The sequence below is a fragment of the Natrinema amylolyticum genome, assembly GCF_020515625.1.
Taxonomy (GTDB): domain Archaea; phylum Halobacteriota; class Halobacteria; order Halobacteriales; family Natrialbaceae; genus Natrinema; species Natrinema amylolyticum.
On sequence record NZ_JAIWPJ010000002.1, the window covers coordinates 941,442 to 967,189 of the forward strand.

The 25,748-nt window shown below is 66.8% G+C and carries 20 protein-coding genes; 9 read left to right on the top strand and 11 right to left on the bottom strand.

The window, feature by feature from the left end:
- Nucleotides 1–30 precede the first annotated feature (30 nt).
- On the bottom strand, nucleotides 31–1,011 hold the full coding sequence (locus LDH66_RS14865; RefSeq protein ID WP_226481849.1) for a DUF7972 family membrane protein: 981 nt from the start codon (nucleotides 1,009–1,011) through the stop codon (nucleotides 31–33).
- A gap of 114 nt (nucleotides 1,012–1,125) precedes the next feature.
- Nucleotides 1,126–2,082, bottom strand: a complete 957-nt coding sequence (locus LDH66_RS14870) for an FKBP-type peptidyl-prolyl cis-trans isomerase (protein ID WP_226481850.1) — start codon at nucleotides 2,080–2,082, stop codon at nucleotides 1,126–1,128.
- Between the two features lie 88 nt (nucleotides 2,083–2,170).
- On the opposite strand from LDH66_RS14870, the gene cyaB reads away from it, so the two are divergent.
- The 5 genes from cyaB to LDH66_RS14895 all read left to right on the top strand — a co-directional run bounded on the left by cyaB (nucleotide 2,171) and on the right by LDH66_RS14895 (nucleotide 7,616).
- On the top strand, nucleotides 2,171–2,713 hold the full coding sequence (gene cyaB, locus LDH66_RS14875) for a class IV adenylate cyclase (protein WP_226481851.1): 543 nt from the start codon (nucleotides 2,171–2,173) through the stop codon (nucleotides 2,711–2,713).
- A 117-nt stretch (nucleotides 2,714–2,830) separates the two neighbouring features.
- Nucleotides 2,831–4,036 (top strand): methionine adenosyltransferase, encoded by a 1,206-nt coding sequence (locus LDH66_RS14880; RefSeq protein ID WP_226481852.1) that lies wholly within the window; start codon nucleotides 2,831–2,833, stop codon nucleotides 4,034–4,036.
- Between the two features lie 136 nt (nucleotides 4,037–4,172).
- A complete protein-coding gene (locus tag LDH66_RS14885) occupies nucleotides 4,173–5,432 on the top strand; it encodes an MFS transporter (RefSeq protein WP_226481853.1) in 1,260 nt (419 codons plus the stop codon).
- Between the two features lie 75 nt (nucleotides 5,433–5,507).
- Nucleotides 5,508–6,686, top strand: a complete 1,179-nt coding sequence (locus tag LDH66_RS14890; protein ID WP_226481854.1) for a tRNA sulfurtransferase — start codon at nucleotides 5,508–5,510, stop codon at nucleotides 6,684–6,686.
- Nucleotides 6,687–6,980: 294 nt separating this feature from the next.
- A complete protein-coding gene (locus LDH66_RS14895) occupies nucleotides 6,981–7,616 on the top strand; it encodes a DUF5804 family protein (RefSeq protein ID WP_226481855.1) in 636 nt (211 codons plus the stop codon).
- A 61-nt stretch (nucleotides 7,617–7,677) separates the two neighbouring features.
- On the opposite strand, the gene LDH66_RS14900 is transcribed toward LDH66_RS14895, so the two are convergent.
- Nucleotides 7,678–8,400 carry a hypothetical protein gene (locus LDH66_RS14900; RefSeq protein WP_226481856.1) on the bottom strand — a complete coding sequence of 241 codons (723 nt, stop codon included), beginning with the start codon at nucleotides 8,398–8,400 and terminating at the stop codon, nucleotides 7,678–7,680.
- 209 nt (nucleotides 8,401–8,609) lie between these two features.
- On the bottom strand, nucleotides 8,610–9,593 hold the full coding sequence (locus LDH66_RS14905) for a PLP-dependent cysteine synthase family protein (RefSeq protein WP_226481857.1): 984 nt from the start codon (nucleotides 9,591–9,593) through the stop codon (nucleotides 8,610–8,612).
- Nucleotides 9,594–9,912: 319 nt separating this feature from the next.
- Here LDH66_RS14905 and LDH66_RS14910 point away from each other — a divergent pair, with 319 nt between their 5' ends.
- A complete protein-coding gene (locus LDH66_RS14910; RefSeq protein WP_226481858.1) occupies nucleotides 9,913–10,293 on the top strand; it encodes a thioredoxin family protein in 381 nt (126 codons plus the stop codon).
- 54 nt (nucleotides 10,294–10,347) lie between these two features.
- Here LDH66_RS14910 and LDH66_RS14915 read toward each other — a convergent pair whose 3' ends face one another.
- The 6 genes from LDH66_RS14915 to thyA all read right to left on the bottom strand — a co-directional run bounded on the left by LDH66_RS14915 (nucleotide 10,348) and on the right by thyA (nucleotide 19,400).
- Nucleotides 10,348–11,913 (bottom strand): acyl-CoA carboxylase subunit beta, encoded by a 1,566-nt coding sequence (locus tag LDH66_RS14915; protein WP_226481859.1) that lies wholly within the window; start codon nucleotides 11,911–11,913, stop codon nucleotides 10,348–10,350.
- Complete coding sequence (locus LDH66_RS14920; protein WP_226481860.1) at nucleotides 11,910–12,080, bottom strand: hypothetical protein; 171 nt, start codon at nucleotides 12,078–12,080, stop codon at nucleotides 11,910–11,912. The genes LDH66_RS14915 and LDH66_RS14920 overlap by 4 nt, the downstream gene beginning before the upstream one ends.
- A gap of 199 nt (nucleotides 12,081–12,279) precedes the next feature.
- Entirely contained in the window at nucleotides 12,280–14,460 is a 2,181-nt protein-coding gene (locus tag LDH66_RS14925; protein ID WP_226481861.1) for a thioredoxin domain-containing protein, read from the bottom strand.
- Between the two features lie 349 nt (nucleotides 14,461–14,809).
- Nucleotides 14,810–17,620, bottom strand: coding sequence for an aconitate hydratase AcnA (acnA, locus tag LDH66_RS14930; protein WP_226481862.1), 2,811 nt, complete (start codon nucleotides 17,618–17,620; stop codon nucleotides 14,810–14,812).
- Nucleotides 17,621–17,826: 206 nt separating this feature from the next.
- Nucleotides 17,827–18,387: a dihydrofolate reductase gene (locus LDH66_RS14935; protein ID WP_226481863.1), complete on the bottom strand. Its 561-nt coding sequence runs from the start codon at nucleotides 18,385–18,387 to the stop codon at nucleotides 17,827–17,829.
- Entirely contained in the window at nucleotides 18,384–19,400 is a 1,017-nt protein-coding gene (gene thyA, locus LDH66_RS14940) for a thymidylate synthase (RefSeq protein ID WP_226481864.1), read from the bottom strand. Before thyA ends, LDH66_RS14935 begins: the two co-directional genes overlap by 4 nt.
- A gap of 435 nt (nucleotides 19,401–19,835) precedes the next feature.
- Between thyA and LDH66_RS14945 the strand changes: the two genes are divergently transcribed.
- From LDH66_RS14945 to LDH66_RS14955, 3 genes are all read left to right on the top strand, one after another.
- Nucleotides 19,836–21,503 (top strand): ribonuclease H-like domain-containing protein, encoded by a 1,668-nt coding sequence (locus LDH66_RS14945; protein WP_226481865.1) that lies wholly within the window; start codon nucleotides 19,836–19,838, stop codon nucleotides 21,501–21,503.
- 2 nt (nucleotides 21,504–21,505) lie between these two features.
- A complete protein-coding gene (locus LDH66_RS14950) occupies nucleotides 21,506–24,331 on the top strand; it encodes a DEAD/DEAH box helicase (protein WP_226481866.1) in 2,826 nt (941 codons plus the stop codon).
- Between the two features lie 117 nt (nucleotides 24,332–24,448).
- A complete protein-coding gene (locus tag LDH66_RS14955) occupies nucleotides 24,449–24,781 on the top strand; it encodes a hypothetical protein (RefSeq protein WP_226481867.1) in 333 nt (110 codons plus the stop codon).
- Nucleotides 24,782–24,801: 20 nt separating this feature from the next.
- Here LDH66_RS14955 and LDH66_RS14960 read toward each other — a convergent pair whose 3' ends face one another.
- Nucleotides 24,802–25,623, bottom strand: coding sequence for a hypothetical protein (locus tag LDH66_RS14960; RefSeq protein ID WP_226481868.1), 822 nt, complete (start codon nucleotides 25,621–25,623; stop codon nucleotides 24,802–24,804).
- Nucleotides 25,624–25,748 lie beyond the last annotated feature (125 nt).

Below are 25,748 nucleotides of genomic sequence, written 5' to 3' on the forward strand. Positions count from 1 at the left end.
TGGTTCCATCAGACACGTATACTGCTCTCATCATACCTCCTGTTCGGGCGTCGTAAACGGCGTGATCGCGGCGGTCCGTTCGGTGACCGTCGCCGTCCGAAGGATAAACGAGAAGAGCACCGTAAGCGGGCACACGCCGACCGCGACGGCTACCGGAAAGACGACCGCACGGACGAGTCGTCCGAACGGCGGCCCCGACGCCACGGTCATCACGAACAGCGCGGCGATCGCGGTGCCGACCGCTGGAACCCCGGTGTAGAACAGATACCGCGAGAGTCGAGAGAGTTCGACCTGCAGGTAGACCGATTTGAAGTACTGCCGAGCGATGTCCATCTCCCGTAGCCGATCGAGCAGATCGTCGATCGCCGCGTCCGTGTCTCCGGGGATGTCCGCCCCGTACTCCCGACGACACTCCTCGAGGCGCTGTATCTCGTTGGCGAAGTTCGTCTCGAGCGTCGTCGAGAGCGTGTTGAAGATACCGGCGTCGGACTCCTCGACGAGCCCGTCGATCCGATCGAACTCGTCGGTGAGCTCCGTGACGATCTCGTCGATCTCGTCGCGGGCGTCCGGGGGCAGCGATCCGGCGGTGGTGCCGCCGAGTCGCTGGGCGTCTCGGCGCGCGCTCTCGACGACGAGCCGGAGAAAGCCCGACGGCTCCGCCGGTGCGGTCCGGTTCGATACCGCTTCGACCTCCTCGCGGTAGTCGACGGTCTCCTCGATCTCCGACTCGAGTTCGCCCGGTGACTGCAACTCCTGTGAGAGCAGCAGCTGATTGATCGAGACGACGACCGTGATCAGCGTGAAGTTTCCCGAGATCAGTCCACTGAACGCGTAGAACAGCGGCTGTGCGTCCGCGATCGGGGCGACGCCGTTGACCGAGAGCACGAGATACACGATCCCGAAGGCGGCCGCGAGAACGGCAGCGATTACGAACCGATTCCCGTCGAGGAGGAGCCACTGTTCGAGCCTGCCGGTCTCAGTGTCCGACTCCGGCCCCGGGCCGTCGCTCATCGAACCGACCATCGTCGCCGCTCGAGCCTACGGTCCCGTCCGCGAAAAAGTCGAGCCACGCACGTTCGTGGTCGTCGTCAGCGAGTCGAAAACGGCCGGCGATCGCGACGGTACTTATTCCTCTGCGCCTTCGAGTTCTTCGACGATCTCGTCGGCATCGACGTCGGCATCCTCGAGGGCCTCCTCGATGTCGCCGCCGCCCATTCCGCCGCCCATGCCGCCCATCATACCGCCCATGCCCATGCCGCCCATGCCGTCGATGACTTCCTGGACGATGACGCGGTCGACGCCGATCTTGTCGATGATGTCCTGTCCGATCTGCTGTTTGCCCATCATCCACTGCTGGTTCATGGTCATCTGGGGCGTGGCCTCGAGGTAGAGCGTCTCCTTCTCGACGGTCTCCGTCTCGAACTCGGGCTCTGCGTCCTCGTCGTCCTCGTCGGGTTCGACGGGAACCTCCTCCTCGACCTCGTCCGTCTCGATCCAGAGTTCGGGCTCCATCCCGAGGTACATCTCGAAGAGACCGGCGGCCTGCTGCTCGCGGTCGTCGACCTCGTCGGCGATCGTGTACTCGTATTCGACGTCTTCACCGGCGAGCGGGTGGTTGAAGTCGACGCGGGCGCGGCCGCCGATGATCGTGCTAATGTAGCCCTGCTCGCCCTCGATCGTGACGTTCGCACCGGGGTAGCGGTCGTCCTCGTCGATCTTCTCGGCGCTGACGGTCTGGACGTCGTCCGGATCGTACTCGCCGAAGGCGTCCTCGGCGGGGACGGTCACGGTACCGGAGTCACCGGGCTCGGCGCCGATGATGTCGTTCTCGACGGCCTCGAAGATGTGGCCCTCGCCGACCACGATCGTTCGCGGCTTGAACTCCTGGCCCTCTTGATCGACGCCCTCGTCCTCGGCGACTTCGGGGTCGGTCGTGTCGACCAGCTGTTCGTCCTCGGTGGTGTACGCCGTGTATTCGAGTTCGACGAAGTCGCCTTCCTGCAGTCCGTCGGCGTCTTCGGCGACTTCTTCGTCGACGTCATCGGCCTGCTCCTCGAGCTCGGCCTCTTGATCCTCAGTCATACGTTGTACGTCCCGCCGTCGACATTTAAGTACGACGTTTTCGTGCGAGAGCGACCGATACTTACGACCGCCGGCCGTCCCCCCGGGCATGTACGAGGTCGAAGTGAAGGTCCCCGCCGATCTCGCGGCCGTCCGCGAACGCCTCGACGCACTCGAAGCCCGGCCCCTGGGAACCGTCGTGCAGGTCGACACCTACTACGACGCGCCCCACCGCGAGTTCGCCGAAACCGACGAGGCGTTGCGGATCCGCTCGGAGCGGCCCGAGGACGGGGCCGACGAGACCCGCGTCACCTACAAGGGGCCGCTCGTCGACGACGAGTCCAAGACCCGCGAGGAGGTCGAGACCGCCGTCGCGGATCACGACAAGACGGACGCGATCCTGACGAACCTCGGCTTCGAGGCCGCCGCGACGGTCCGCAAGGAGCGCGAACGGTTCGCACTCGACGGGTACACCGTCACCCTCGATTCGGTCGACGACGTCGGCGAGTACGTCGAAGTCGAGACCGACGTCGAGGACAAGGCGGCCCTTGAGGCGGCTCGAGAGGGGGCGTACGACGTCCTCGAGCGACTGCACCTCGACCCGGACGACCAGCTTAGGACCTCGTATCTCGGATTGTTGCTCGAGTCCTGATCGGCTGCCCCCTCCCAGCGGCATAACCTACATCGCCCGGCGGCATAACCCACGGGAATTTTCTGACCCGTGTCTGTTTCCGCAAGTTATACGAACTCGCTCCGACAAGTTCCGCCAATGAGTGAGCGGAACATCCGAATCGAGTCTATCGATCGGCAAGCGGTCGAGGATCAGGAGGTCGAAATCGTCGAACGAAAGGGGATCGGACACCCCGACTCCATCTGTGACGGGATCGCCGAGAGCGTCGCCGGGGCGCTCGCACGCGAGTACTTGGATCGCGTCGGCGAGGTCCTCCACTTCAACACCGACGAAACGCAACTCGTCGCCGGCGAGGCGGCACCCGCCTTCGGCGGCGGCGAAGTCATCGACCCCATCTATCTGCTGATCGTCGGCCGCGCGACCAAACACTACGAGGGCCAGACCATCCCCGCCGAGACCATCGCCCTGCGAGCGGCGCGGGAGTACCTCGAGGAGAACATCCCGCAGCTGACCGTCGGCGAGGACATCGTCGTCGACGTCAAGCTCGGCGAGGGCAGTGGCGATCTGCAGGAAGTCTTCGGGGAAGACGAAGTGAGCGTCCCGATGGCCAACGACACGAGCTTCGGCGTCGGCCACGCGCCGCTGACCGAGACCGAGCAGATCGTTCTCGAGGCCGAGCGGCGACTGAACGGGGAGTACGCCGAGGAGAACCCAGCACTCGGCCCGGACGTGAAGATCATGGGCAAGCGCGAGGGCAACGAGATCGACGTCACCGTCGCGGCGGCGATGGTCGACGAGTATATCCCGAATATGGACGGCTACGTCGAGGCCGTCGAGTCCGTCCGCGAGTTCGTCGATGACGTCGCGCGCGAGCACACCGATCGCGAGGTCGACGTTCACGTCAACACGGCCGACGACTACGACGAGGGCTCGATCTATCTCACGGTGACGGGGACCTCCGCCGAGCAGGGCGACGACGGCTCCGTCGGCCGCGGGAACCGCGCGAACGGACTCATCACGCCCAACCGCTCGATGTCGATGGAAGCGACGAGCGGCAAGAATCCGGTCAACCACATCGGGAAGATCTACAACCTGCTCTCGACGGAGATCGCCGAGGAGGTCGTCGGCGAGGTCGACGGCATCCGCGACCTTCGCGTCCGCCTCCTCTCCCAGATCGGCCGGCCGATCGATCAGCCCCACGTCGCCGACGTGCAGGTCGTCACCGACGAGGGCATCGCAGTGTCGGACGTCGATGACGAGGTCGAGGCGATCGTCGACGACGAACTCGCGGACGTGACCGAGATCACACGAAGCGTGATCGACGGCGAACTCTCGACGTTCTGAGCGGCCAGCGGACTTTCTCGTGCCGGTCGAGTCGTTCATCGCGGTGAGCCGAAACCGGCATCCGCGTCTGCCGTCGGAATAGTCAAGGACTGGCCCGGTGTACGGCGTTACGAATCGAAACCCGCAGTGACTTCGCATGGCCGACTCGAGCGAGCGATCGAACGCACGTCCCGTCGTCTACGCCGTCGTCGCGAGTACCTTCTTCGTCGGCTTCGGCGGTGGCGTCGTCTTTCCGATCCTGCCGAACCTCGGCGAAGTACTGGGGATCTCGGCGTTCATGGTCGGGGTCATCCTCTCGGCCAACCGCTGGACGCGGCTGGTGGCGAACGGGCCGGCGGGGGTGCTCGTCGACCGGATCGGCACCCGGAAACCGTTCGTCGTCGGGCTGGCGATCGAGGGCCTCGCGACGGTCGGCTACGTGATCGCGATCCGCTCTGCGATGCCGGAGGTCTGGTTCATTCTCGCGCGGGTCACGTGGGGGATCGGCAGCGCGCTCGTGTTCGCGACGGCGTACACGATCACTGCCGACGTCAGCGAGGCCAGCTCGCGGGGGACGAGCATGGGCATCGTCCGGGCTGGGATCACGTTCGGCTTCCCCGCCGGCATGGTGCTCGGCGGGATCGTCAGCGAGGTGTACAGCAACGCGACGGCGTTCGTCCTCGCGGCCTCCTTCGCCGGCCTCGCGAGCGTCATCGCCTTCTTCATCGTCCCCGAGACCCACGTCGAGACCCCCGGTTCGTCGATCAGTCCCTGGGACCTCGAGACGACCCTGCCCGCGCTCACCGTCGGCCTGGTCAACTTCGGGCTCTACTTCGCCTATATCGGCGTCCTCTTCTCGACGCTCGTCCTCTACCTCGAGGTCGAGTCGCTGACGCTCTCGCTCGAGGTCGCGGGCTACGGCATCGACTACGGCGAACAGGGGACGTCCGGGCTGTTGATGGCAGTGTCGGCCCTCTCGGGAGCGGTCTTCACCATCTCGGGGGGCAAGATCAGCGATTCGGTCGGCGCTCGCATGCCCGTCCTGATCGCCTTTCTGACGATCAGTTGTGCCGGCTTCGTCGTGCTCACGGTCGCGCCCTCGTTCGGAGCCGTCGTCTTCGCGTGTGCACTGATCGGCGCAGGACAGGGCGGCGTCGGCGGTCCGCTGACGGCCCTGCTCGCGGACCTCACGCCCGAGGATCGGATGGGCAGGGCGATGGGGACGAACAATATCTTCGGCGACGTCGGTGGCGGCATCGGCCCGCTGATATCGCTGCCCTTCGCCAACGCGGTCGGCTACGACGCGCTGTACGCGCTCAGCGCGGTCATTCCGCTAGTGGCTGGAGCCGTTCTCGTCGCCGGCATCTACTCCTATACCGGCAGTCTGAGTCCGACGGTCGAGGAATCGATCGTCTGAGACGCGACCCGCGACCGCTCGAGGCGGAGACGCCCCTCGTAACCCCCTTATAGCCGCGACCGTCTATCACAGCCCATGCACCCTCCGGGAGCCGACACCGTCCTCGTCCGTCACGGGGACCTCAACACAAAGAGCAACACGGTCAAGCGGTACATGGAGGACCTCCTCGCGGAGAACGCGGAGGCCCTGCTGGCGGACCGGTCGATTCCCGGCGAGGTCGAGCGCCGGTGGAACCGCCCGCTGATCCACACGAGCGAGGACGCCGTCGAGGCCGCGACCGACGCCGCGACGGACACCTTCGGCGTCGTTTCCGCGAGCCCCGCCCTGACCGTCAGCACGGAGAAAGCGCGCATTCTCGAGGCTGTCGAGGAAACGGCCCGCGAGCACTACGACGGCGGGACCTTCGCGGTCGACGCCCGCCGATCGGACAAGAGTCTGCCCTACGACAGCGAGGACCTGGCCCGCGAGGCAGGCACGGCGATCTGGGAGGCCGTCGAGGACGAGTTCGATCCCGAAGTCGACCTCGACGAGCCCGACCTCACCTTCGGCGTCGAGGTGCGCGAGGACGTGGCCTTCGTCTATCTCGAGCAGGTCGACGGACCGGGTGGACTCCCGCTCGGCTCGCAGGAGCCGGTCATCGCGCTTGTCAGCGGCGGGATCGACTCGCCGGTCGCGGCCTACGAGATGATGAAACGCGGCAGCCCGGTCGTCCCGGCCTACGTCGACCTCGGCGACTACGGCGGGATCGACCACGAGGCCCGCGCGATGGAGACGGTGCGGCTCCTCTCCGAGTACGCGCCGAACTTCGACATGCAGATCTACCGGATTCCGGGCGGCGAGACCGTCGATCTCCTCGTCCGAGAGATGGAACAGGGACGCATGCTCTCCCTGCGCCGGTTCTTCTACCGCGCCGCGGAGACCCTGGCCGAACGCGTCGACGCGAACGGCATCGTCACCGGCGAGGCCGCCGGCCAGAAGTCGAGCCAGACGATCCGAAATCTCGGCGTCACCAGCCGCGCTACGCGACTGCCGATCCACCGCCCGCTGCTGACCCGAGACAAACAGTACATCGTCGCCCAGGCCCGCGAGATCGGTACGTTCACCGACTCGACGATGGACGCCGGCTGCAACCGCGTCACTCCCGACCAGGTCGAGACCAACGCTCGACTGAAACCGTTGCTGCGGGCCGAGCCGGATGACCTGCTCGAGCGCGCCGAAGCGGCCGCGAAGAACGCGGATCTGGTCGAACCCTGAACCGTCCGAACGACATTCGTTTTCTCTCCGCTCGTAGACAGCCCGGCGAGCCACCGCTGGGTGGGACTGAAAGGGGCTGATCCAGTCGACGAAGACGGACGACGTAAGCACTGCAGAGGTGAGCGAAGCGAACCTCGAAGCGCACAGCGAGTCCATCGAGTCGACCGGATCAGGGGCTTTCATCGGAGTAGTGTCCGCGTGAAGACCAGCATTCTAGCTCGATCGATACCGAGTAGCGGAGTCGGCATCTAGAAGCCGAAACCGACATTAGACCGCCGCTCCCACCTCGATATAGTGACCCGCGTCTGTCTCATCGGCGAGGCCGGGACCAACCTCCAGTACGAACTCCTCTCCCGCGAAACGGCTCGAGAGGCGCTGGCGACCTACGATTTGGAGCGTCCCTTCGAGAACTCGCTGGCCGTCCGGACGGTCAGCGTCGGCGCCGCCGTCTCGCTGCTGAACGACCTGAACTGGTATCTCACTCGGTTCGTCGACGAGGCGCTCGTCCAGGAGCCGAGCATCAGCGACGAGGAGTGGCTCTCGCGGCCGCTGGCCGAGCGGCTCCGAAACGGCGATATCGAGCCCGCGGAAACGGCCGAGTTCTGCAAGATCTACGGCCTCGAGCGAGTGGACTCGAGTCCCGAGCCGGCCGCTGAAGACGCCGGCGCCGCTGAGAACGCCGACTCGAGCGAGGCGGACGCCGACGGCGGATCGAAGACGCCCCCCGGCTCCGAGAGCGGGACCGAGAGCGAATCGGATACAGAGACGGACGACTCGAGCGGGGCCGGCCGAGCGGGCGTCGCCGAGCCGACGTATCGACTCGTCGAACCGCTGTACGTCCGTCGGACCGGCGGCGATCTTCCCGAGTACGATCTCCGGGACGTCGAGGACACCCTCGTCGTCCGGCTGACCGAAGCCGAGTACTCGTGAGGCGATTCCCGAGGCCGATCTCGACAGTCGGTCCACTGATTCTCCCGCCGAGTTGACGGCCCTACTCGCCGTCGGACGTCTCGTCCGGGCTACTCGACTGCTCGGCGCTCGCGCTGCCGGATTCGCTCTCGCTCGCCATCGAGTATTCGTCTCCGTTTCGGTCCACGATGCTCGCCGAGATGTCCGTCAGGGGCTCGCCGTCGAACGTCGCCCGAACGAGGCGTCCGACGGTCGTCTCCCGGGCGATACAGGCCTCGTCGTCGTCGCTCGTCTCGCGGACCGCCCCCTCGAGAGCGAGCCGGCCGTCCTCGACGGCGATCGATTCGAGCGTCATCTCGTGGCAGGGATTGGGAGCGCCGGCCTCGAGTCGGACGAAGGTCGACGTCTCGAAATCAGTCTCGTCGACGAGGTCGACGACCGTCTCGGGCAGCGATTCGTGGTCGTCGAGCCACCGCTCCGCGCGGTCGCGATCGGACAGCACGGTCACCTCCGGCGACGTCGATCGCGTCGAGTACTGGTACGGCCGGGACTGGGAGTCGACTAACTCGTTCGACTGATCGTCGCCGTCATTGCCGTCGTCGTCGGGTTCACCGTCGTCAGTACTGCCGTCGTCGGTCTCGCCGTTGCCGCCGTCGTCACCGCTCGATGGGGCTCCGGGATCGCCGCCGTCGGTCTCGGTATCGTTCGACGGCGCGGCGTCACCGCCGTCGGCGATACAACCGGCGGAGAGCGCGATCGCAGAAGCGGTTCCACAGAGCAGGGCGCGTCTCGAGGGGCGTGTCATCGTACCCGAACGTACGCGAGGGGTACTAAAGGTGATTCGGCTAGCTGAAAGAGCTCTTTTTGTGCCGCCGATCGCGGTTCGACCGGTCGGCCGGCGGTCGGAAGCGCCGCCACCGGCTCGAGTAGACGGAGCGCCATCGGCAGATCGAGTAGACCGAGCACCGCAAGCGGATCGAGCGCCCGCGGCCGGACCGAATCGGACCGCGCGTGTCAGTCGAAGAGGCCGGTCGAGAGATACCGTTCGCCGCTGTCCCAGAAGACGGTGACGACGAGCGGGCAGTCGTCGGCCGCCTGTCCGCCGTCCGTCTCGGGCGAGGCCGGCCGCTGTCCCTCGTCGAACGCCGTCGGCACCTCCGGACACTCGAGGTCCGGCTCGGCGATCTCCCGTGCGACGCGCTGGGAGACGAGACTCGTCGCACCGCTTGACTGCCCCACGAGGACGCCTTCCTCGCGAGCGAGGCGGCGACACTCCTCCTCGGCGTCCTCGAGTTTCACGGTCTCGACCCGGTCTAACAGATCGAGGTCGAGGTTGTCGCTGATGAAACCGGGACCCATTCCCTGGAACTCGTCTTTCCCGGCTTCGCCGGTCGAGAGGACGGCGTTTCGAGCCGGTTCGACCGCGACGATTTCGACGTCGGGAAACTCCTCGCGGAGCCGGCGGCCGATGCCCGAGATGGTGCCCCCGGTCCCGACGCCGGCGACGAAGGCGTCGACCTCGCGGTCGCCGACCTGCTCAACGATCTCCTCGCCGGTCGTCCGGTAGTGGGCCTCGGGGTTCGCGGGGTTCTCGAACTGCCCGAGCTGGATCGCGCCCTCCTCCTCGAGTTCCTCGGCGCGAGCGCGGGCGTCGGCCATTTCGCCCTCGACGAGTTCGAGGTCGGCCCCGTAGGCCGACATGATCTGCTGGCGTTCCTTCGACTTGTCCGCCGGCATGACGATCGTCAGGTCGTAGTCGCGGGCGGCCGCGACGAGCGCGAGGCCGATGCCGGTGTTACCGCTGGTGGGTTCGACGAGCCAGTCGCCGGGCTCGATCAGCCCGTCGCGTTCGGCGGCCCGAACCATCTCGCGGGCCGGCCGGTCCTTGGCCGATCCGCCGGGGTTGAACGATTCGATCTTGGCCGCGACCGTCGCGCCCTCCGGCGAGTCGACCTGGACCAGCGGCGAGCCGATCGTGTCCAGGATGCTCCCTTTCATTGGCCTGCAATAGGTATTCGAGACGTAAACCCGTGCTGGACCTCGGCAGGACGTGCCGGCTAGTATTCTAGACCGAGTCACGTACCGCGACCACCTCGAAAGCCCCCGACCGGCTCGAGTCGCCTGACGACGTGCGCTCCTCGGCTCGCTTCGCTCGCCTCCGGTGCTACGGCCGTCACGCTCCCCGACCCGGTCGGCCCCTTTCAGTCCCGCCCAGCGGTGGTTGGCCAATCAGGTACGAGAAACGGAGGACGCCACTCGAGTGAAGGGGCCCGTCGGAAACACCGCCGTTAAGCCCACCGACCGACAAGTCGTGTGTATGAGTCTCGAGACCATGCGGCCGAACCCGACGTGGGACGCGGCGTCCTACGAGGAGGCGGTCGAGACGCTGGAAGCGCACAACGACGAGCTGGTGTACAAGATCTGGGGCGGCGACTGGTGTAAGGACTGTCGCGCCCTGCTGCCCGACTTCGGCGCGGCGCTCGAGGCCGCGGAGGTCCCCGACGACCGCATCGAGGAAGTCAACGTCGATCAGGACAAGCAGGGGCCGGGCGTCGAGGAGTACGGCATCGAGTACATCCCGACGATCGTGGTCGAGAACGACGCGGGCGAGGAAGTCGTCCGGTTCGTCGAGGAAGAGGACGTGCCGCCGGCGGTCTGGCTGGCCAACGAGATCGAAACCGCACTCGAGTCAGCGTAGTTTCAGTTCGATCGGACTGACCGACGAAGACGGCCAGCAGGCAACCCGAGGCGTTCAGATCGGGTTGATCGGCCGTTTCTTCGGCGGCCAGTCGTCCTCGTGCGGTTCGTCCGCTCGAGCGAACGCGCGCAGGACCCGGTCGCGGGTGTCTTCGGGCTGGACGACGCCGTCGGTTCCGACGCGGGAGGCCGCTCGGACGGCGTCGGTTCTGTCCTTGAACTTCTCGATTAGTTCCGAACGTCGGGCCTCGGGGTCGTCTGCGGACTCGATCTCTCGGCGGTACGCGATGTCCACGGCTCCCTCGATGCCCATGGCGGCGACTTCGGCCGTGGGCCACAGCACCGTTAGCTCCGAGTCGATCGAGCGACCGCCGCCCATCGCCACGTAGCCGAAGCCGTAGCCGCGTCTGAGGACGACGTTAGCGATCGGGACCGTCGCACGCGCGAGTTCGAACGGGAGCTTCGCGGAGTGGCGAGCGATCCCCTCGCGCTCCGAGTCCGGGCCGGGAAGGATTCCGGGTACGTCGGCAAGCGTGAGGACCGGGAGCCCGTAGGCGTCGCAGATCGCCGCGAAATGGGCCGCCTTCTCCGATGCGCCGGTATCGATGGTTCCGGCTTTGATCCGGGGGTTGTTGGCGATGACGCCGATCGGCTCCCCCTCGAGGCGAGCGAAGGCAGTGACGATGTTTCGCGCGTAGGTCGGCTTCAGTTCGAACACCGAGTCCCGGTCGACGATCCCCTCGACGATCGCGTCGATGTCGTACCCCTTGCGCGGGCTCGAGGGGATGATCTCTCGCAACCGCTCGCCGTCGACGGCCGGCGGTCGCGGGTCGGCCGTCGGTGGCTCCCGGCGAGCGTTTCGCGGCAGGTACGAGAGGAACGTCCGGATCGCGTCGAGGCAGGCCTCGTCGTCCTCGCAGGCGAGGTCGGCCATCCCGGTCTCGGTCGTCTGAAACCGCGCGCTACCGAGTTCCTCCTTGGTGCCGTCGACGCCGAGCGCGGCTTCGACCAGCGACGGTCCGGCGACCCCCATCGTTCCCGTTCCCTCGACGATCGGTACGAAGTCCGACAGCGCCGCGAAGTTTGTCGGCGCAGCGAAAGCCGGCCCCATCATCGCCGAGACGACGGGAACCCAGCCGGAGAGAGCGGTCTGGAGCTTCGAGAAGCCGTTGTCGCCCCGGGCGAACGGCGCGGCGTCGAGTCCCTCCTGGATGCGGTGGCCGCCGCCGTCGTGGAGCATGAGCAGCGGCAGTCCGCGGTCGAGGGCGCGCTCGGCGACCCGCGACATCTTTCGGCCACCGGCGTGGCCGATCGAACCGCCTTTGACCGTGAAGTCGGTGGCGATTAGCGCGACCGAGCGGCCGTCGATCTCTCCGTAACCCGTGACGACGCCGTCAGCGGGGGCGTCCTCGCGCACCCAGTCGGTCGTCTCGGGCGTCGTCGGCATCGGCGACGCGAGGCGGCCGATCTCCTCGAACGTCCCCTCGTCGAGCAGGTAATCGACGCGCTCTCTGGCGGTTAGCTTACCGAGGTCGCGCTGGCGCGCGGCGGCCTCCTCGCGCGCCTCGTCGGAGAGCGATCGCTTCGCGTCGGCGACTTCCTCGAACGGATCGTCGCTCATTCGAGACACGCCTCCCGGAGTTCGAACGTCCGCATCTCGTTCGTTCCCGTCTGTAATCCGTCTCTACTGCGCATCTCGTCGGCTTGTCCGAAGCCGGGGAGTCGAATCGGGAAGTGATTGTCCGTCGCGCTCTCCTCGATCGGCCGATCGTCGAACGTGGTTGCCATTGTCTCTCTCGGATTTGGCTAACTACGTACAAGAATCTCCGACATGCGGTAACATTGTTCTCGAACGGCGGGACGAGCGCTAACAATAGACGTGGCGCGTCGAGAACGCGTGAGACCGCCCCATTACGTGGCAGCTCGAACGTTCCGTCTCGAGACGAACGCCGGCGGCTCCGCGGACCGGGGTAGTTCTGCGGCAGGTTCAGAACGGCGCGTCCGACTCCCCTTCCGTGTTCTCGCCCGAATCGCCGAGCCACTCGAGCGCCTCCTCGACGACGTGCGTCGGCGGCGAGCACGTCCGGTCGCGGCAGACGTACAGCGTCGGTTCGCCGTCGCGCGCCTCGCGGCCCGCCCAGATCGGGGGCGCATCTTCGAGCCCGAGCGTCTCGAGCCACGCCTCGAGTCCCGCCTCGGTCGGCGGCCGTCGCGCGAAGAGTCGGTCCGGGAAGTACCGCGACGCGAACGCGTCGCGCCACGCTTCGGGGAGTTCCTCGGCGGCGATCGTCACCTCGAGCGCGCCCGCCTTGAGCCGGTCGGCGGCGAGACAGAGCGTCGCGTGCTCGAGCGCGTTCGCCTCGAGCGTGTCGGCGTGGGTCTCGAGGACGGTGGCGGCAATCTCCTCGAAGTCCTCGTCGGCGAACTCGTCGAGCGCGAGCAGGGCCTCGACCGCGACGCCGGTCGCGGAGGGGGTCGACTGGTCGCCCAGTTCCTGCGGTCGCGTGACCAGCGACTCGCCGCTCTCGGGCGTGAAGTAGAGGGTGCCCTGATCGGCGTCCCAGAACTCGACCTCGATGACGCGGGCCAGTTCGAGCGCGAACTCGAGGTGGTCGACCTCGCCGGTGGCCTGATAGCAGTCCAGTGCGCCCCGCGCGAGGAAGGCGTAGTCCTCGAGATAGCCGTCGACCTTGACGTTTCCATCTTTGTAGCGCCGCGAGAGTCGCTGCTCGTCCTCGTCCCAGAGCCGATCGCGGACGAACTCGAGGGCGTCGACGGCGGTGTCGGCGTAGTCGTCCTCGCCGAGCGCCAACGCCGCTTCGGCGTAGGTCGAGATCATCAGCCCGTTCCAGCCCGCGAGGACTTTCTCGTCGCGGTTCGGTCGCGGTCGCTCCTCGCGGGCCTCGAACAGCCGCTGGCGGGCCGACTCGAGGCGCTTCAGGATTTCGTGCTCCGCGAGATCGAACTGGCCGGCGAGCTCCGACACCCTGGCCACGCGATTCGGCTGGTTCCGCCCCTCGAAGTTGCCCGACTCCGTGATGTCGTAACGCGCACAGAAGAGGGCGGCGTCGGTCTCGTCCTCGAGTACGTCGTGCACTTCGTCGGGCGTCCAGACGTAGAACGCGCCCTCCTCGCGCTCGCCGGTCTCGGGGGACTCGCTCTGGGCGTCGAGGGTGCTGAAGAAGCCGCCCTCGTCGTGGGTCAGTTCCCGATCGACGAACGTCAGCGTGTCCGCGACGATCTCGGCGTAGCGATCCTCGCCAGTGAGCTGGTAGCCCGAGAGAAACGCCCGCGGAATCTCGGCGTTGTCGTACAGCATCTTCTCGAAGTGGGGGACCGTCCAGTCCCGATCGACGCAGTAGCGGTGGAAGCCGCCGCCGACGTGGTCGTAGAGCCCGCCCGCAGCCATCGCGTCGAGGGCCTCTACGAAGACCTCGCGGTACTCCTCCCGACCGGTTCGGTCGTACGCCCGGGCGAGCACGCGCAGCCGTGACGGCTGGGGGAACTTCGGCCCACCGGAGCCGAAGCCGCCGAACTGGCGGTCAGCGCTCCGGAGCGTCGCGTCCGCTGCCGTCTCGAGCACGTCGCTCGAGGGGGGCTCCGCGGCTCCGCCGGCGTCGACCCCCGCGGAGTCCGGCGTCTCCTCGAGTCGGTCCTTTGCGGCGTCGGTCCACTGCTGGGCACGATGTTCCATCTCCTCGCGGTCGTCCTCGCTCTCCCAGGAGTCGCTGATGCGCTCGCAGAGATCGAGAAAGCCGGGCTGGCCCTGCTGTCCCTCTTTGGGGAAGTAGGTCCCGACGAAGAAGGGCTTCCCCTCGGGAGTGAGCCACGCCGAGAGCGGCCAGCCGCCCCGTCCGGTCACGAGCTGGCAGACGGTCATATAGATGCTGTCGACGTCCGGTCGCTCCTCGCGGTCGACCTTGATCGGGACGAAGTTCTGATTGAGTACCTCGGCGACCGCCTCGTCCTCGAAGCTCTCGTCTTCCATGACGTGACACCAGTGACACGCCGAGTAGCCGATCGAGAGGAAGATCGGGACGTCGCGTTCCCTCGCGGCCTCGAGGGCCTGCTCGTCCCAGGGCTGCCAGTTGACGGGGTTGTCCGCGTGCTGGCGCAGATACGGGCTCTCCTCGTCCTCGAGCCGATTGCGCTCGGTCGGGTCGGTCATGTCTTCGCATACGTGAGGACGTTGTAAAAGGTCGGCGTACGACGGACAGAGACGGGTTCGTTCGCTGCATTCCGGCTGCCCAACAGCAGGCGACGCTACCGTGGCAACTAGGGACTCCTCGTCCTCCCCAACCGATTCGCTCGCTCCGAGGCTCACGGCTCGCGCCGTTCGCTTCACCGCGGCGCGTCGCGCCGCGCTCCGCTCGCTCATCCCTCGCGCATAGTCGAGCCACGGTTCGCTGTTGCTCACCGCGGCTCAGCGCGCGCCACCGCGAGTGGTCTGTTTGGCCGCCGAAATACCGGAATAGAACGAGAACACCGGAGAAAGAAACTACTTCGAGTCCGCTACCCTACTCCAGCTCTTCCTGCAGCAGTCGGCGGAGCACGAGATGGAGGACGCCGCCGTGCTCGACGTACTCGACCGCCATCGGCGTGTCGACCTGTGCGGTTACGTCGAACTCGGTCACGGTACCGTCGTCGTCCTCGGCGGTGACGGTCACTTCAGCGTTCGGCTCGAGGCCGTCCTCGAGCCCTTCGATCGTGTAGTACTCGTCGCCCTCGAGGCCGAGTTCTTCCCAGCCCTCGCCGTCTTCGAACTGCAGGGGCAGGACGCCCATGCCGATCAGGTTGTCGCGGTAGATGCGCTCGTAGCTCTTCCCGATGGTCGCGCGGATGCCGAGCAGGTCGGTCCCCTTGGCGGCCCAGTCGCGGCTCGAGCCGGTGCCGAGTTCCTCGCCGGCCATGACGATGAGCGGGGTGTCCTCCTCGCGGTAGCGCTCGCTGGCCTCGAAGACGGTCGTTTCGTCACCCGTCGGATGATGGATAGTGTAGCCACCCTCCTTCCCATCCAGCAGCTGGTTTTCGATGCGGATGTTCGCGAAGGTCCCGCGCATCATGACCTCGTGGTTCCCTCGGCGGGAGCCATAGGTGTTGAACTCGTAGGGTTCGACGCCGTGCTCCTTCAGCCACTGGCCGGCGGGCAGCTCCTCGCTGAATTGACCGGCCGGGCTAATGTGGTCGGTCGTGACCGTATCACCGAGGGTCAGCAGACAGCGCGCGTCCTCGACGTTCTCGACGCCGGGCTTCTCGAGCGGGAAGTCCTGGAAGAACGGTGGCTCACGGATGTAGGTCGATTCGTCGTCCCAGTCATAGACGTCTCCCGCGGGCGCGTCGAGGGCCTCCCAGCGCTCGTCGCCTTCGTAGACGCTCGCATACTTCTCCTCGAACATCTCTGGGGAGACGCTCTCGTGGATCGTCCGGCGGACCTCCTCCGGGTCCGGCCAGACGTCCTCGAGGTATACTTCTTCGCCGTCGTCGTTCGTACCGATCGGTTCCTCCTCGAGGTCGATATCCATCCGGCCCGCGAGGCCGTAGGCGACGACCAGCGGCGGGCTGGCGAGGTAGTTGGCTTTGATCTTCGGGTGGATGCGGGCCTCGAAGTTCCGGTTGCCCGAGAGAACGCTCGTCGTCCAGAGGTCGTGTTCGTCGATGGCGTTCTCGATCGGCTCCGGGAGCGGGCCGGAATTCCCGATACAGGTCGTACAGCCGTAGCCGACGACGTGGTAGCCCAGTTCCTCGAGGTCGTCGAGCAGTTCGGCCTGCTCGAGATACTCCGTGACGACCCGGCTGCCGGGTGCGAGGCTCGTCTTGACGTACTCGGGCACCTCGAGCCCCTGCTCGGCCGCGTTGCGCGCGAGCAGGCCGGCAGCGACCATAACGGATGGGTTCGAGGTGTTCGTACAGCTCGTGATCGCGCTGACGAGCACGTCGCCGTGGCCGATCTCGATCTCCGTGCCGTCCTCGAGTTCGACGGGGATCTTCTCGTCTAACGCGAGGCCGGGGCCGGACGCGGTCGAGTCGCTCGCGGCCGCACCACTGCCGTCTCCTATGGCGGGCTCGCCGCCGGGGCCAATCACGCCCTGCTCCTCGAGCAGACGCGGGAAGTGCTCGTCGAGATCGCCCATCGGGATGCGCGAGTGGGGCTTCTTGTGGCCCGCGAGGCTGGGCTCGACGTCGCTCAGATCGAACTCGACGGTCTCGGTGTACTCGGGTTCCTGTTCGCCGAAGAGGCCCTGCGCCTCGAGGTACTCGCGGACGAGTTCGATGTGGTCCTCGTCGCGGCCCGTGAGTTCGAGGTACTCGAGAGTCTTCTCGTCGACGGGAAACATGCTGATAGTCGAGCCCTGTTCGGGGGCCATGTTCGAGATGGTCGCCCGATCCGCCACCGAGAGTTGCGAGACGCCGGGACCGTAGAACTCGACGAACTTGTCGACGACGCCGACCTCGCGCAGTCGTTCGGTGATGTGGAGCACGAGGTCCGTCGCCGTGGCCCCCTCGGGGAGCTCGCCCGACAGGCGGACGCCGACGACCTCCGGCAGCGACATGTTGATCGGCTGGCCGAGCAGCGCCGCTTCGGCCTCGATGCCGCCGACGCCCCAGCCGACGACGCCGATACCGCCGATCATGGGCGTGTGGCTGTCGGTGCCGACGAGCGTGTCGGGGACGAGCCACTGTTCAACGTCGGACTCGTCCGACGAGCCTCCGCTCGCTTCGCTCGCGGAGACGCCGTCAACCTCGCGGACGTCGACTACGCGCCCGAGGTGCTCCAAGTTGACCTGGTGGACGATGCCCGTCCCCGGCGGGACGACGTTGAAGTCCTCGAACGCCTGCTCGGCCCACTTGATCGCGCGGTAGCGCTCCGCGTTGCGCTCGTACTCGAGTTCGACGTTCTGCTCGTAGGCGTCCGCGCTGCCGAAGTGGTCGACCTGGACGCTGTGGTCGATCACGAGATCACAGGGGACTTCGGGCTCGACGACCGTCGGATCGACGCCCTTCCGGTCCGCGGCCGAGCGAAGCGCCGCGAGGTCTACCACTGCTGGAACGCCGGTCAGGTCCTGCAGAACGACCCGCGAGACCGTGAACGGCACCTCGGCGTCCGGCACGTCGGGCTCCCACGAGGCCGCAGCGCGAACCGAGTCCGCGTCGATCTGACCGCCGTCAGCGTTTCGCAGTACCGACTCGAGCAGGATGCGGATGCTCACGGGCAGTTTCTCGAGGTCGCAGAGTCCCTGCTCCTCGAGAACCGTGAGGTCGGCCATCTTGTACGTCTCGCCGTCGTGTTCGAATTCTCGGATAGCGTCCGAGAACGGTTCGGTTGACATTATCACCACTTGGGGACGAGCACATTTGAAACTGCCGAGATTTCGAGTTAGAGGCCATATACACCCGACATTTGACGGTATAGCGGTTTCTCGGGTTGTGAATCTATTCTCACGAGGCGCTATTCTGGACGGGTTGTAGAAAGCGCGCAATATTTGCCGAACACAACAGTGAATCTGAATTTTATACACCGGGAGAGAGTCGCCAGTCAACCCGATCGAGCGTACTCGACGAAGTCGAACCCGTCGCGTTCGTCGCGGTCGACGACCCGCCAGTCCTCGCGGTTCCAGTCGGGGAACCGCGTGTCTCCGTCGGGTTCGCGGTGGACTTCGGTGACGGTTAACCGATCGAGCGCGGAGAGGAACTGCTCGTAGACGGTCGCACCGCCGGCGACAAAGATTCGCTCGGCGTCGTCGTGGCGTTCGCGGGCGGCCGACTCCGCCTCCTCGAGCGCGTCCGCCAGCCCGTTCGCGACTACCGCGTTCTCGGGCGTCTCGAGGCCCCGACTCGTCAACACGATCGTCGTCCGACCGGGGAGCGGTTCGCCCAGCGCCTCGAGGATCCCCTCGTACGTCACCCGACCCATGATGACCGGGTGATCCATCGTCGTCTCCTTGAAGTGCTCGAGGTCGGCGGGAATGTGCCAGGGCATGTCGCCGTCCTTGCCGATGACGCCGTTGTCGGCGACGGCGGCAATCGCGACGAGTTCGCGGTCGGTCTCGAGGTCCGGCGTCGCGTTCGCGCCCCCGGACGCACCGTCCTCGCTCATTCGGCCACCGAGAACTCGAGGCCGTCGTGGGACTCGTAGTCTCGAAGCGCGACGTCCTCGTACGATAGCTCGTCGATCGAGACGTCCGCCACCTCGAGCGTCGGGCGCTCGAGCGGTTCCCGGGACAGTTGCTCGAGCAGGCCCGGCACGTGATCGAGCCGTTCGTCGCCCTCGGCCTCAGCGGGGGCCTCGGACTCGAGCCACGCCTTGACCTCGAGGTAGTCCTCGCGAGTGTCGACCCCGGCCAGCCGCGACTGGAGGACCTCGAGGTTGTCCGCGTACCACTCGCCGCGGTCGCCGCGGCCGCAGTAGACGTGCGTGTCGACGACGGTGTGAGCGAACGTGCCCGGTTCGAAGCCGGTCTGTTGCGCGATGACTTTGGTCAGCAGCGCGTAGGCCGCGATGTTGAACGGAATGCCCAGCGCGGTGTCGCCCGAGCGCTGGGTCAGGTGACAGTTCAGCCGGTCGCCCTGCACGTTGAAGACGAACGAGTAGTGACAGGGCGGCAGCGTCGAGACGGCCGCGTTAGCCGGGTGCCACGCGTTGACCACGAGTCGACGGGAGTTGGGCGAGTCGGAGAGCGTGTCGATGACGTACTGCAATTGATCGAACGTCTTCCGGCCGTCGGCCTCCTCGGTGACCCACTGCTGGGTCTCGTCGGGCCAGGACTCGCCCTCGAGTCGCGCGTCGTCCTCGGGGACCGGAAACCGCCGCCAGAAGCGACCGTAGGCCGTATCCAGCTTTCCGTCCTCGTCGGCCCAGGCGTCCCAGATCTTGGTCTCCTCGCGGAGATCGCGGATGTGCTCCTCGCCGGAGAGATACCAGCAGACCTCGTGGAGCATCGAGTTCCAGCGGTAGCCGTCCATCTCCTTGGTCGTCAGCAGCGGATACCCCTCCTGAAGGTCGACCTCGTAGTGCTCGCTGAACGACGAAATCGTGTCGACGCCGGTTCGGTTGGGCTTGTAGGTGCCCTCCGAGAGGACCGCGTCGACTAACTCGAGGTACTGTTGCATTGTCGCGCCATTCGAAGTCCCTGACTAAAACATTGATCGCTCGCCGCTCGTGATGTTCAGGTATCTGTAACGATCGAGAACACTACGAAAGCCCCTGCCTCGCTCGACCGGTTGCGACTCGTTGCGGTCCTCGGCCTTCGGCCTGCGGTCCTTACGTCGTCTCACCGGGTCGAGCGAGGCAGCCCCTTTCATTCCCACCCGTATCGGCTGGCCGATCATGCCACTGCGGGCGGGAATGAAAGGGGCTGCCGGCTCCGGTCGATGGGCTCGCTGCGCTCCTCGGCCTTCGGCCTCTGGTGCTTACTTCGCCCGTCTTCCCGGAGCCGGCAGGGGCTTTCGTGGTGTTAGTAGGAACTACCAGGCCATCTACATCCCATCATCACTTTCACTCCGGTGTCCAAACCCTCTTTGTCGCCGCCCGCCTCCCGACGACCAATGACCGCTCGAGCCGGCGTCCGCCTCCTCGCCCTCCCGCCGTCGGCGCTGGCCGACCGCCCCGTCGCGACCCTCGAGGACATCGATCGGACCCTCGAGCCGGACGCGGTCTGGGTGCTCGGTCCGGGCCGCGAGCCGCAGGCGTTCGCCCGGGCTCGCGGAGCGTTCGACGCGCCGGCGTTCCATCCGCCGCTCGAGACCGCCGGGGACGAACCGATTCACCGTCAGGTGGTGGCCGCCAGCGACGGAACCGAACTCGAGCTCGCCGTCGCCCAGCGCACGCGCGCGCTTCAGGTATCGCCCGAGGCAGTCTCGAGCGCGCTTTCCGATGCGACCGCCGACGTGGCCGCGCTCGTCTGCGATGACGTCTCGACGACCGTTCGGCCGACGGCCCTCGAGACGTACCTCGAGGGCGCGGCGACGCTCGCGAGCGCGCTCCCGGTGGGACAGGTTACGACTGTCCTGACGGGTGCCGAACCCGCAGAGTACGACGAGTTATGGCACCTCGAGCCCGAGAGCGGCGCCGTTCGCGGCGTCGACCACGAACTCCGCGCCGGCGTCGAACCGCTCGACGAGAACTGCGTCTCCGTCCGCGTGCGCGGTGCCGGTCCCGTCGAAGGGTACGGCCGCTCCCGATCGATCGCGATGCTGACGCTCACGCCCGACGGCATCGAGCGCATCGAAACGCACGACGTGACCGACTTCGGCCTCGAGGCGGTCACCGGAATCGGCCCGAAGACCGCCGAGCGACTGGCCGATCGCGGCGTGACGACCCGCGCGGAACTGCTCGAGACGCCGCTCGAGATGCTCGCGGCGCTGCCGAACGTCGGTCGCGACCGCGCCCGCAAAATGCACGATCACGCGACGGTGCTCGAGACCGGCGAGCCCCGCCGGCTCACCGACGAGTCGCTGCCGGGCGCGGGCTGGTCGACGCCGCCGCTGTGTCTCGACATCGAGACCGACGGCCTCTCGCCGACGATCATCTGGCAGATCGGCGTCTACGATCCCGTGACGGACACCTATCGGGCGTTCGTCGAGACGGACGATCCGAGCGATCCGGCGTCGGTGCTCGAGGCCTTCTGCGACTGGCTGCTGGGAATGCACCCCAATCGAGCCCTGCTCACGTGGAACGGCTGGCGGTTCGACTACCGCCATCTCGGCTCGTTTATCGCCAAACACGTCCCCTACTACGTCGACGAGTGGGAGTCGATCCCGAAGTTCGATCTCTACCTCTGGGCCGTCGAAAACGAGCACGCCCTGCTTCCGGGGCGGACGAACAAACTCGAGGCCGTCGCCGACGCGCTCGGGTACGAGGACGCGGCGACGGGTCTCGACGGTGCGGCGACCGCAGCGGCCTACCAACGGTTCATGCGCACGGGCGCGGCACTCGAGTGGGACCGCCACGAGGCCTACTGCGAGGACGACTGCCGGGCGCTCTGGCACGTCTACGAGCGCCTGCGGGAGGCGCCGACGGCGTCGGCGTCGATCGAGAGCGCCTCGTTCTCGAGTCAGTCCGATTCGAGCGACTCGTCCGCGGCGTCCGATCGCTCGAGCGCGAGCACGCTGGAGTCCGAGACGGGCGACTCCGGCACGACGGGGCGAACGGCGACGCGACGCGACGCGAGTAGCGAGACCGACAGCGAGCAAACCGGACTGAGTGATTTCTGACGATGAGCGACTCACAGACGGACCGACAGGAACAGGCGGACGTCCCGGTCACCGGCGACGAACTGGTCGACACCTTCCCTGGCTACCGGGCCGAAGATGACATCACCGTCCTCGAGCGCCCCGGCCGCGAGGCGTCGACGGTCCCCAACGAGCGCGTTCTGCGACCCGAACTGGCCGATCCGCTCGAGAACGACCTCTACTCGCATCAGGCCGAGGCCCTCGAGGCGCTGGGACGCGACGAGAACGTCTGCGTCGCGACGAGCACCTCTTCCGGGAAGACCCGGATCTACGCCCTCCAGATCGCCAGAAACTATCTCGAGGCCCGTGCCCGGAACGAGGACGCCACAGCATACGTCCTCTACCCGACGAAGGCGCTCTCGCGGGACCAGGAGCGGGAGCTGAACGACCTCTTCGACGATCTGGGACTCGAGATCACGGTGCGAGTTTACGACGGCGACACCGAGCGCGGGAGCAATCGCAAGCGGATCCGCGAGGAGGCCGACGTCATCATCTCGAACTTCGCGGGCGTGAACACCTACCTCCACGACCACGACCGCTGGGCGCGGTTCCTCTCGGCCTGCGATCTGGTCGTGATCGACGAATCGCACACCTACACGGGCGTCCACGGGATGCACGTCGCCTGGATCGTCCGCCGGCTGAAACGCGTCCTCGGCTACTACGACGCCGATCCGCAGTTCGTCCTCACGAGCGCGACGATCGGGAACCCCGGCGAGCACTCCGCAGCGCTGATCGACGAACCCGTGTCCGTGGTCGACGAGGACGGCTCTCCCACGGGACCGCGGGATCTGGTGCTCTGGAACCCGCCGCCGCGGGCTCGCGAGGACGGGCGAAGCGAGTCCTCGGAGACGCGACCGGGAGCGACGCGGGCCGAGCGCGGCGAGGGCCGCGAGGAGCGACGCGCGAGTCGCGAGGACGCGGTTGACGAACGCAACGAGCGGAGCGGAAGCGACGAAGAGCCAGTACGGAACGGACCGTCCGACGCGGCCGAGGACGCCATCCTCGAGCGCGTCCCCGCCACCGTCGAGGCCCCGCGGATGCTTTCCCATCTGACCTACCACGACGCCCAGACGCTGCTCTTTACCCCCTCGAGGAAGCTCGCCGAACTCTCGGTCAAGCGGGCGTCGAAACACCGCCACGACAACCGCCGCTACTATACGAACCCCGACCGCGGGAGCGCCATCGAACCCTACCACGCGGGTCACTCGCGGAAGAAGCGCCACGGGACCGAACACCAGCTCAAGACCGGCGTGTTAGACGGCGTCGCCTCGACCAACGCTCTCGAGTTGGGGATCAACATCGGCGAGATGGACGCCACCGTCCAGTTGGGCTATCCGGGCCAGCGTCAGTCGTTCTGGCAGCAGATCGGCCGCGCAGGACGGGGAACCAAACGCGCGCTCTCGGTGCTCGTCGCCGAACACCGCACGCTCGACCAGTACGTCGTCTCGAACCCGGACTACCTCCTTGAGTCCGACGTCGAGGACGCGGTCGTCGACGTGGACAACGACGCGGTGTTCGCCCAGCACCTGCGCTGTGCGGCCGACGAACTGGCGATCGACGAGACCGACGCGGGGGACCTCGCCGACCGCGAGCGCCTCGAGCGGGCGATCGAGATGTGGCGCCGCGCGGGTCAGCTTCGGGGGAACCTCGAGACCGGCGTCTCCTACGTGGGTCCGCCCCGTCCCCAGCAGACGATTTCGCTGTACGCGACGACTGGTCAGGAGTACGAGGTCGATCTCGCCGACGGCGTCGACGAGCGCCGCGATCCGGGGATGGAGCCGCTCGCGAAGGAGCGAGTACTGCGGGACTTCCACGAGGGCGCGGTTCGGCTGCATCAGGGCCAGCAGTACGAGGTGACGGACGTCGACCACGACGCGCCCCGGCCCTCGGTGACGGTCCGACCGACGGACGTCGACTACTACACGCGGACGCGGACCGACGTGACGGTCCTCGACGCCGTCTCAGAGGAGTCCCGCGACGTCGGCGGCTTCACGTTGCACTTCGGCCGCGGCCGGGTGCTGGTCTATCACGGTACCTACGACAAGGTCGCCGTCCACGGCGGGAAACGCAAGGAGCAGGGGATCCCCACCGAGAATCCGCCGCTCGAGATGGAGACCCAACTGTGCTGGCTCGAGGTGCCCCAGCGCGTCGAGCGGGCGCTGATCGAGAAATACCGCGACTTCGAAGTGCCCGAACTCGAGGACGGGCTGGCGGGGACGGCCCATCTGGGCTACGCGGGCGGGCTTCACGCCGCCGAGCACGCGACGATCGGGGTCGCCCCGCTCGAGTTGATGGTCGACAAGCGCGATCTGGGCGGACTGGCGACGCTGACGATCGACTCGCACCTCGCTCAGGAGCAGGGCGGAGACGACGGGAACGGGATGGGGCCAGGGACAGGCCCCGGTCCCGACGGGGCGGGCGGCGACGCCGCACCGCGAAACATCGCCGCCGCCGAGGCCGCGGTGCGGGAGATCGCGAACGGCCTTGACCGGACGCCAGCCAGCGGCTGGTTCATCTACGACGGTATCGAGGGTGGCCTGGGATTCGCGCGGGCGATCTACGAGAACTACGAGGCCGTCGCCGAGCGCGCCCGCGAACTCATCGCGGACTGCGACTGCGGGAACGTCGACGGCTGTCCGGCCTGTGTGATGGACGACCAGTGTGGCAACGATAACCAGCCGCTGCACCGCGACGCGGCCGTGGACGTGCTGGATCAGTTGCTCGAGAACGAGGGCGAGGGAGCGCTCGAGGCGTATTTGCCGGACGAGGAACACGGCGGAGATCGGCGGCCGCCGCTGTTCTACGCGTGACGGACGGCCGTCAGCGTCCGGAATCGCACAAACGGATCGATCCCGGACAGCTACGGCGGATTCTATCGCCGGTGGCGCTCTCGGAAGATATTTCAACTCGCTGTACTTTGTCGAACTATGAGCGGCGCAGTATTCGTCGGGTTCGTCTGGCTGTTCGTAGGGATCGTCGGAACGCTCTGGGTGTTCATCGACGCGTCCGAAAACAGCTCGCAGAGCGCGGTGCTCTGGGGGCTCGTCGCGTTCCTCGGTGGGATTCTCGGGATACTCCTCTACGTGCTTCTCGGACGGGACGGCGGGTCCGAGCGGTCTCGAACACGGACCGAACCGGCCCGCGGAACGGCGAAGATCAGCCATCGATGCCAGTCGTGTGGCGAGAAGTACTACGCCCCGGACAGCGAAATCAGTAGCTGCCGCAACTGCGGCGGCATAAAAGTCGAGCGGCTGGGGTGAAGCGGGAACGCGTGGTCCGGTCAGGGCTCGACGACCAAATCGGGACAGACCGCCGCCGCTCGTCCCTCGAGTTTGGTCGGGCTGCCCTCGAGACGGTACGCGAAGTCGTAGGCGGCGCTGCCGCCGGAGCCGTGAACGACGGCGATTCTGCCGGTGCCCTCGTCGCCGGTACAGCCGTCCGCGGCGGTCTCATCGAGGAACGCAAACGGCGCGTACGTCGTCTCGAACGATTTCGTCTCCCCCGGTTGCACGACGAGATCCGTTCTCGAGGGGGATAGCGGACGGTTCTCGTCGACGCCGACGACGCCCGATCCGAGCTCGAACGACGACTGATCGAACGAGTCGCTCTGCGGGTCGATCGTCGGGTTCGGAACGTCACCATGGATTGCAACGAACCTGACGAGCAGTGGTCCGTCACCCTGATTCTCGATCTCGAGGCGCGCGCGACCGTCTGGGAGGGGTTCCACGGTGCTCACGTATGCGTGAGCCAATCCCCAAATCCGCTGCTGGGCCGAGCCGTCCGGCGTCTCAGCCTTCACGCGGAGCGACTGAGAGACGTACGTCTCGAGTCGGTCCGGGAAGACGACGGGGAATCGGACGGGGTTCGACGGCCGCTCGACCGTCTCGTACTCCTCGTCCGCGACGCCGTCGAACAGGACGACCCGCTGAACGTCGCGGTCGTCGCGAAACCGGACGACGAGCTCCGTTCCCTCGTACCGGTAGTCCGCGAACACGTCGTCGGCATCGGGACCGGTATTCGAGAACGATATCGAACTTACGCAGCCGGCCGAGAGGACGATTCCACCGGTTGCGAGCGTCTGGAGGAACGGGCGGCGGTTCATGTGCACGCATATTAAACCAATTGATAAGTATAGATTCCTATCCTTTCATCGACGCATTCGTGTCGCGTTCGTCGGATTGGGACGGCGCGTCGTCCTCGAAGACGCCGCCACGTTCGCCGACGAAA

Excerpts from the sequence above, each read along its gene's own strand:
- LDH66_RS14865 (WP_226481849.1), bottom strand. The coding sequence starts at position 1,011 with ATGAGCGACGGCCCGGGGCCGGAGTCGGACACTGAGACCGGCAGGCTC.
- LDH66_RS14870 (WP_226481850.1), bottom strand. The coding sequence starts at position 2,082 with ATGACTGAGGATCAAGAGGCCGAGCTCGAGGAGCAGGCCGATGACGTC.
- cyaB (WP_226481851.1), top strand. The coding sequence starts at position 2,171 with ATGTACGAGGTCGAAGTGAAGGTCCCCGCCGATCTCGCGGCCGTCCGC.
- LDH66_RS14880 (WP_226481852.1), top strand. The coding sequence starts at position 2,831 with ATGAGTGAGCGGAACATCCGAATCGAGTCTATCGATCGGCAAGCGGTC.
- LDH66_RS14885 (WP_226481853.1), top strand. The coding sequence starts at position 4,173 with ATGGCCGACTCGAGCGAGCGATCGAACGCACGTCCCGTCGTCTACGCC.
- LDH66_RS14890 (WP_226481854.1), top strand. The coding sequence starts at position 5,508 with ATGCACCCTCCGGGAGCCGACACCGTCCTCGTCCGTCACGGGGACCTC.
- LDH66_RS14900 (WP_226481856.1), bottom strand. The coding sequence starts at position 8,400 with ATGACACGCCCCTCGAGACGCGCCCTGCTCTGTGGAACCGCTTCTGCG.
- LDH66_RS14905 (WP_226481857.1), bottom strand. The coding sequence starts at position 9,593 with ATGAAAGGGAGCATCCTGGACACGATCGGCTCGCCGCTGGTCCAGGTC.
- LDH66_RS14910 (WP_226481858.1), top strand. The coding sequence starts at position 9,913 with ATGAGTCTCGAGACCATGCGGCCGAACCCGACGTGGGACGCGGCGTCC.
- LDH66_RS14915 (WP_226481859.1), bottom strand. The coding sequence starts at position 11,913 with ATGAGCGACGATCCGTTCGAGGAAGTCGCCGACGCGAAGCGATCGCTC.
- LDH66_RS14920 (WP_226481860.1), bottom strand. The coding sequence starts at position 12,080 with ATGGCAACCACGTTCGACGATCGGCCGATCGAGGAGAGCGCGACGGAC.
- LDH66_RS14925 (WP_226481861.1), bottom strand. The coding sequence starts at position 14,460 with ATGACCGACCCGACCGAGCGCAATCGGCTCGAGGACGAGGAGAGCCCG.
- acnA (WP_226481862.1), bottom strand. The coding sequence starts at position 17,620 with ATGTCAACCGAACCGTTCTCGGACGCTATCCGAGAATTCGAACACGAC.
- LDH66_RS14935 (WP_226481863.1), bottom strand. The coding sequence starts at position 18,387 with ATGAGCGAGGACGGTGCGTCCGGGGGCGCGAACGCGACGCCGGACCTC.
- thyA (WP_226481864.1), bottom strand. The coding sequence starts at position 19,400 with ATGCAACAGTACCTCGAGTTAGTCGACGCGGTCCTCTCGGAGGGCACC.
- LDH66_RS14945 (WP_226481865.1), top strand. The coding sequence starts at position 19,836 with ATGACCGCTCGAGCCGGCGTCCGCCTCCTCGCCCTCCCGCCGTCGGCG.
- LDH66_RS14950 (WP_226481866.1), top strand. The coding sequence starts at position 21,506 with ATGAGCGACTCACAGACGGACCGACAGGAACAGGCGGACGTCCCGGTC.
- LDH66_RS14955 (WP_226481867.1), top strand. The coding sequence starts at position 24,449 with ATGAGCGGCGCAGTATTCGTCGGGTTCGTCTGGCTGTTCGTAGGGATC.
- LDH66_RS14960 (WP_226481868.1), bottom strand. The coding sequence starts at position 25,623 with ATGAACCGCCGCCCGTTCCTCCAGACGCTCGCAACCGGTGGAATCGTC.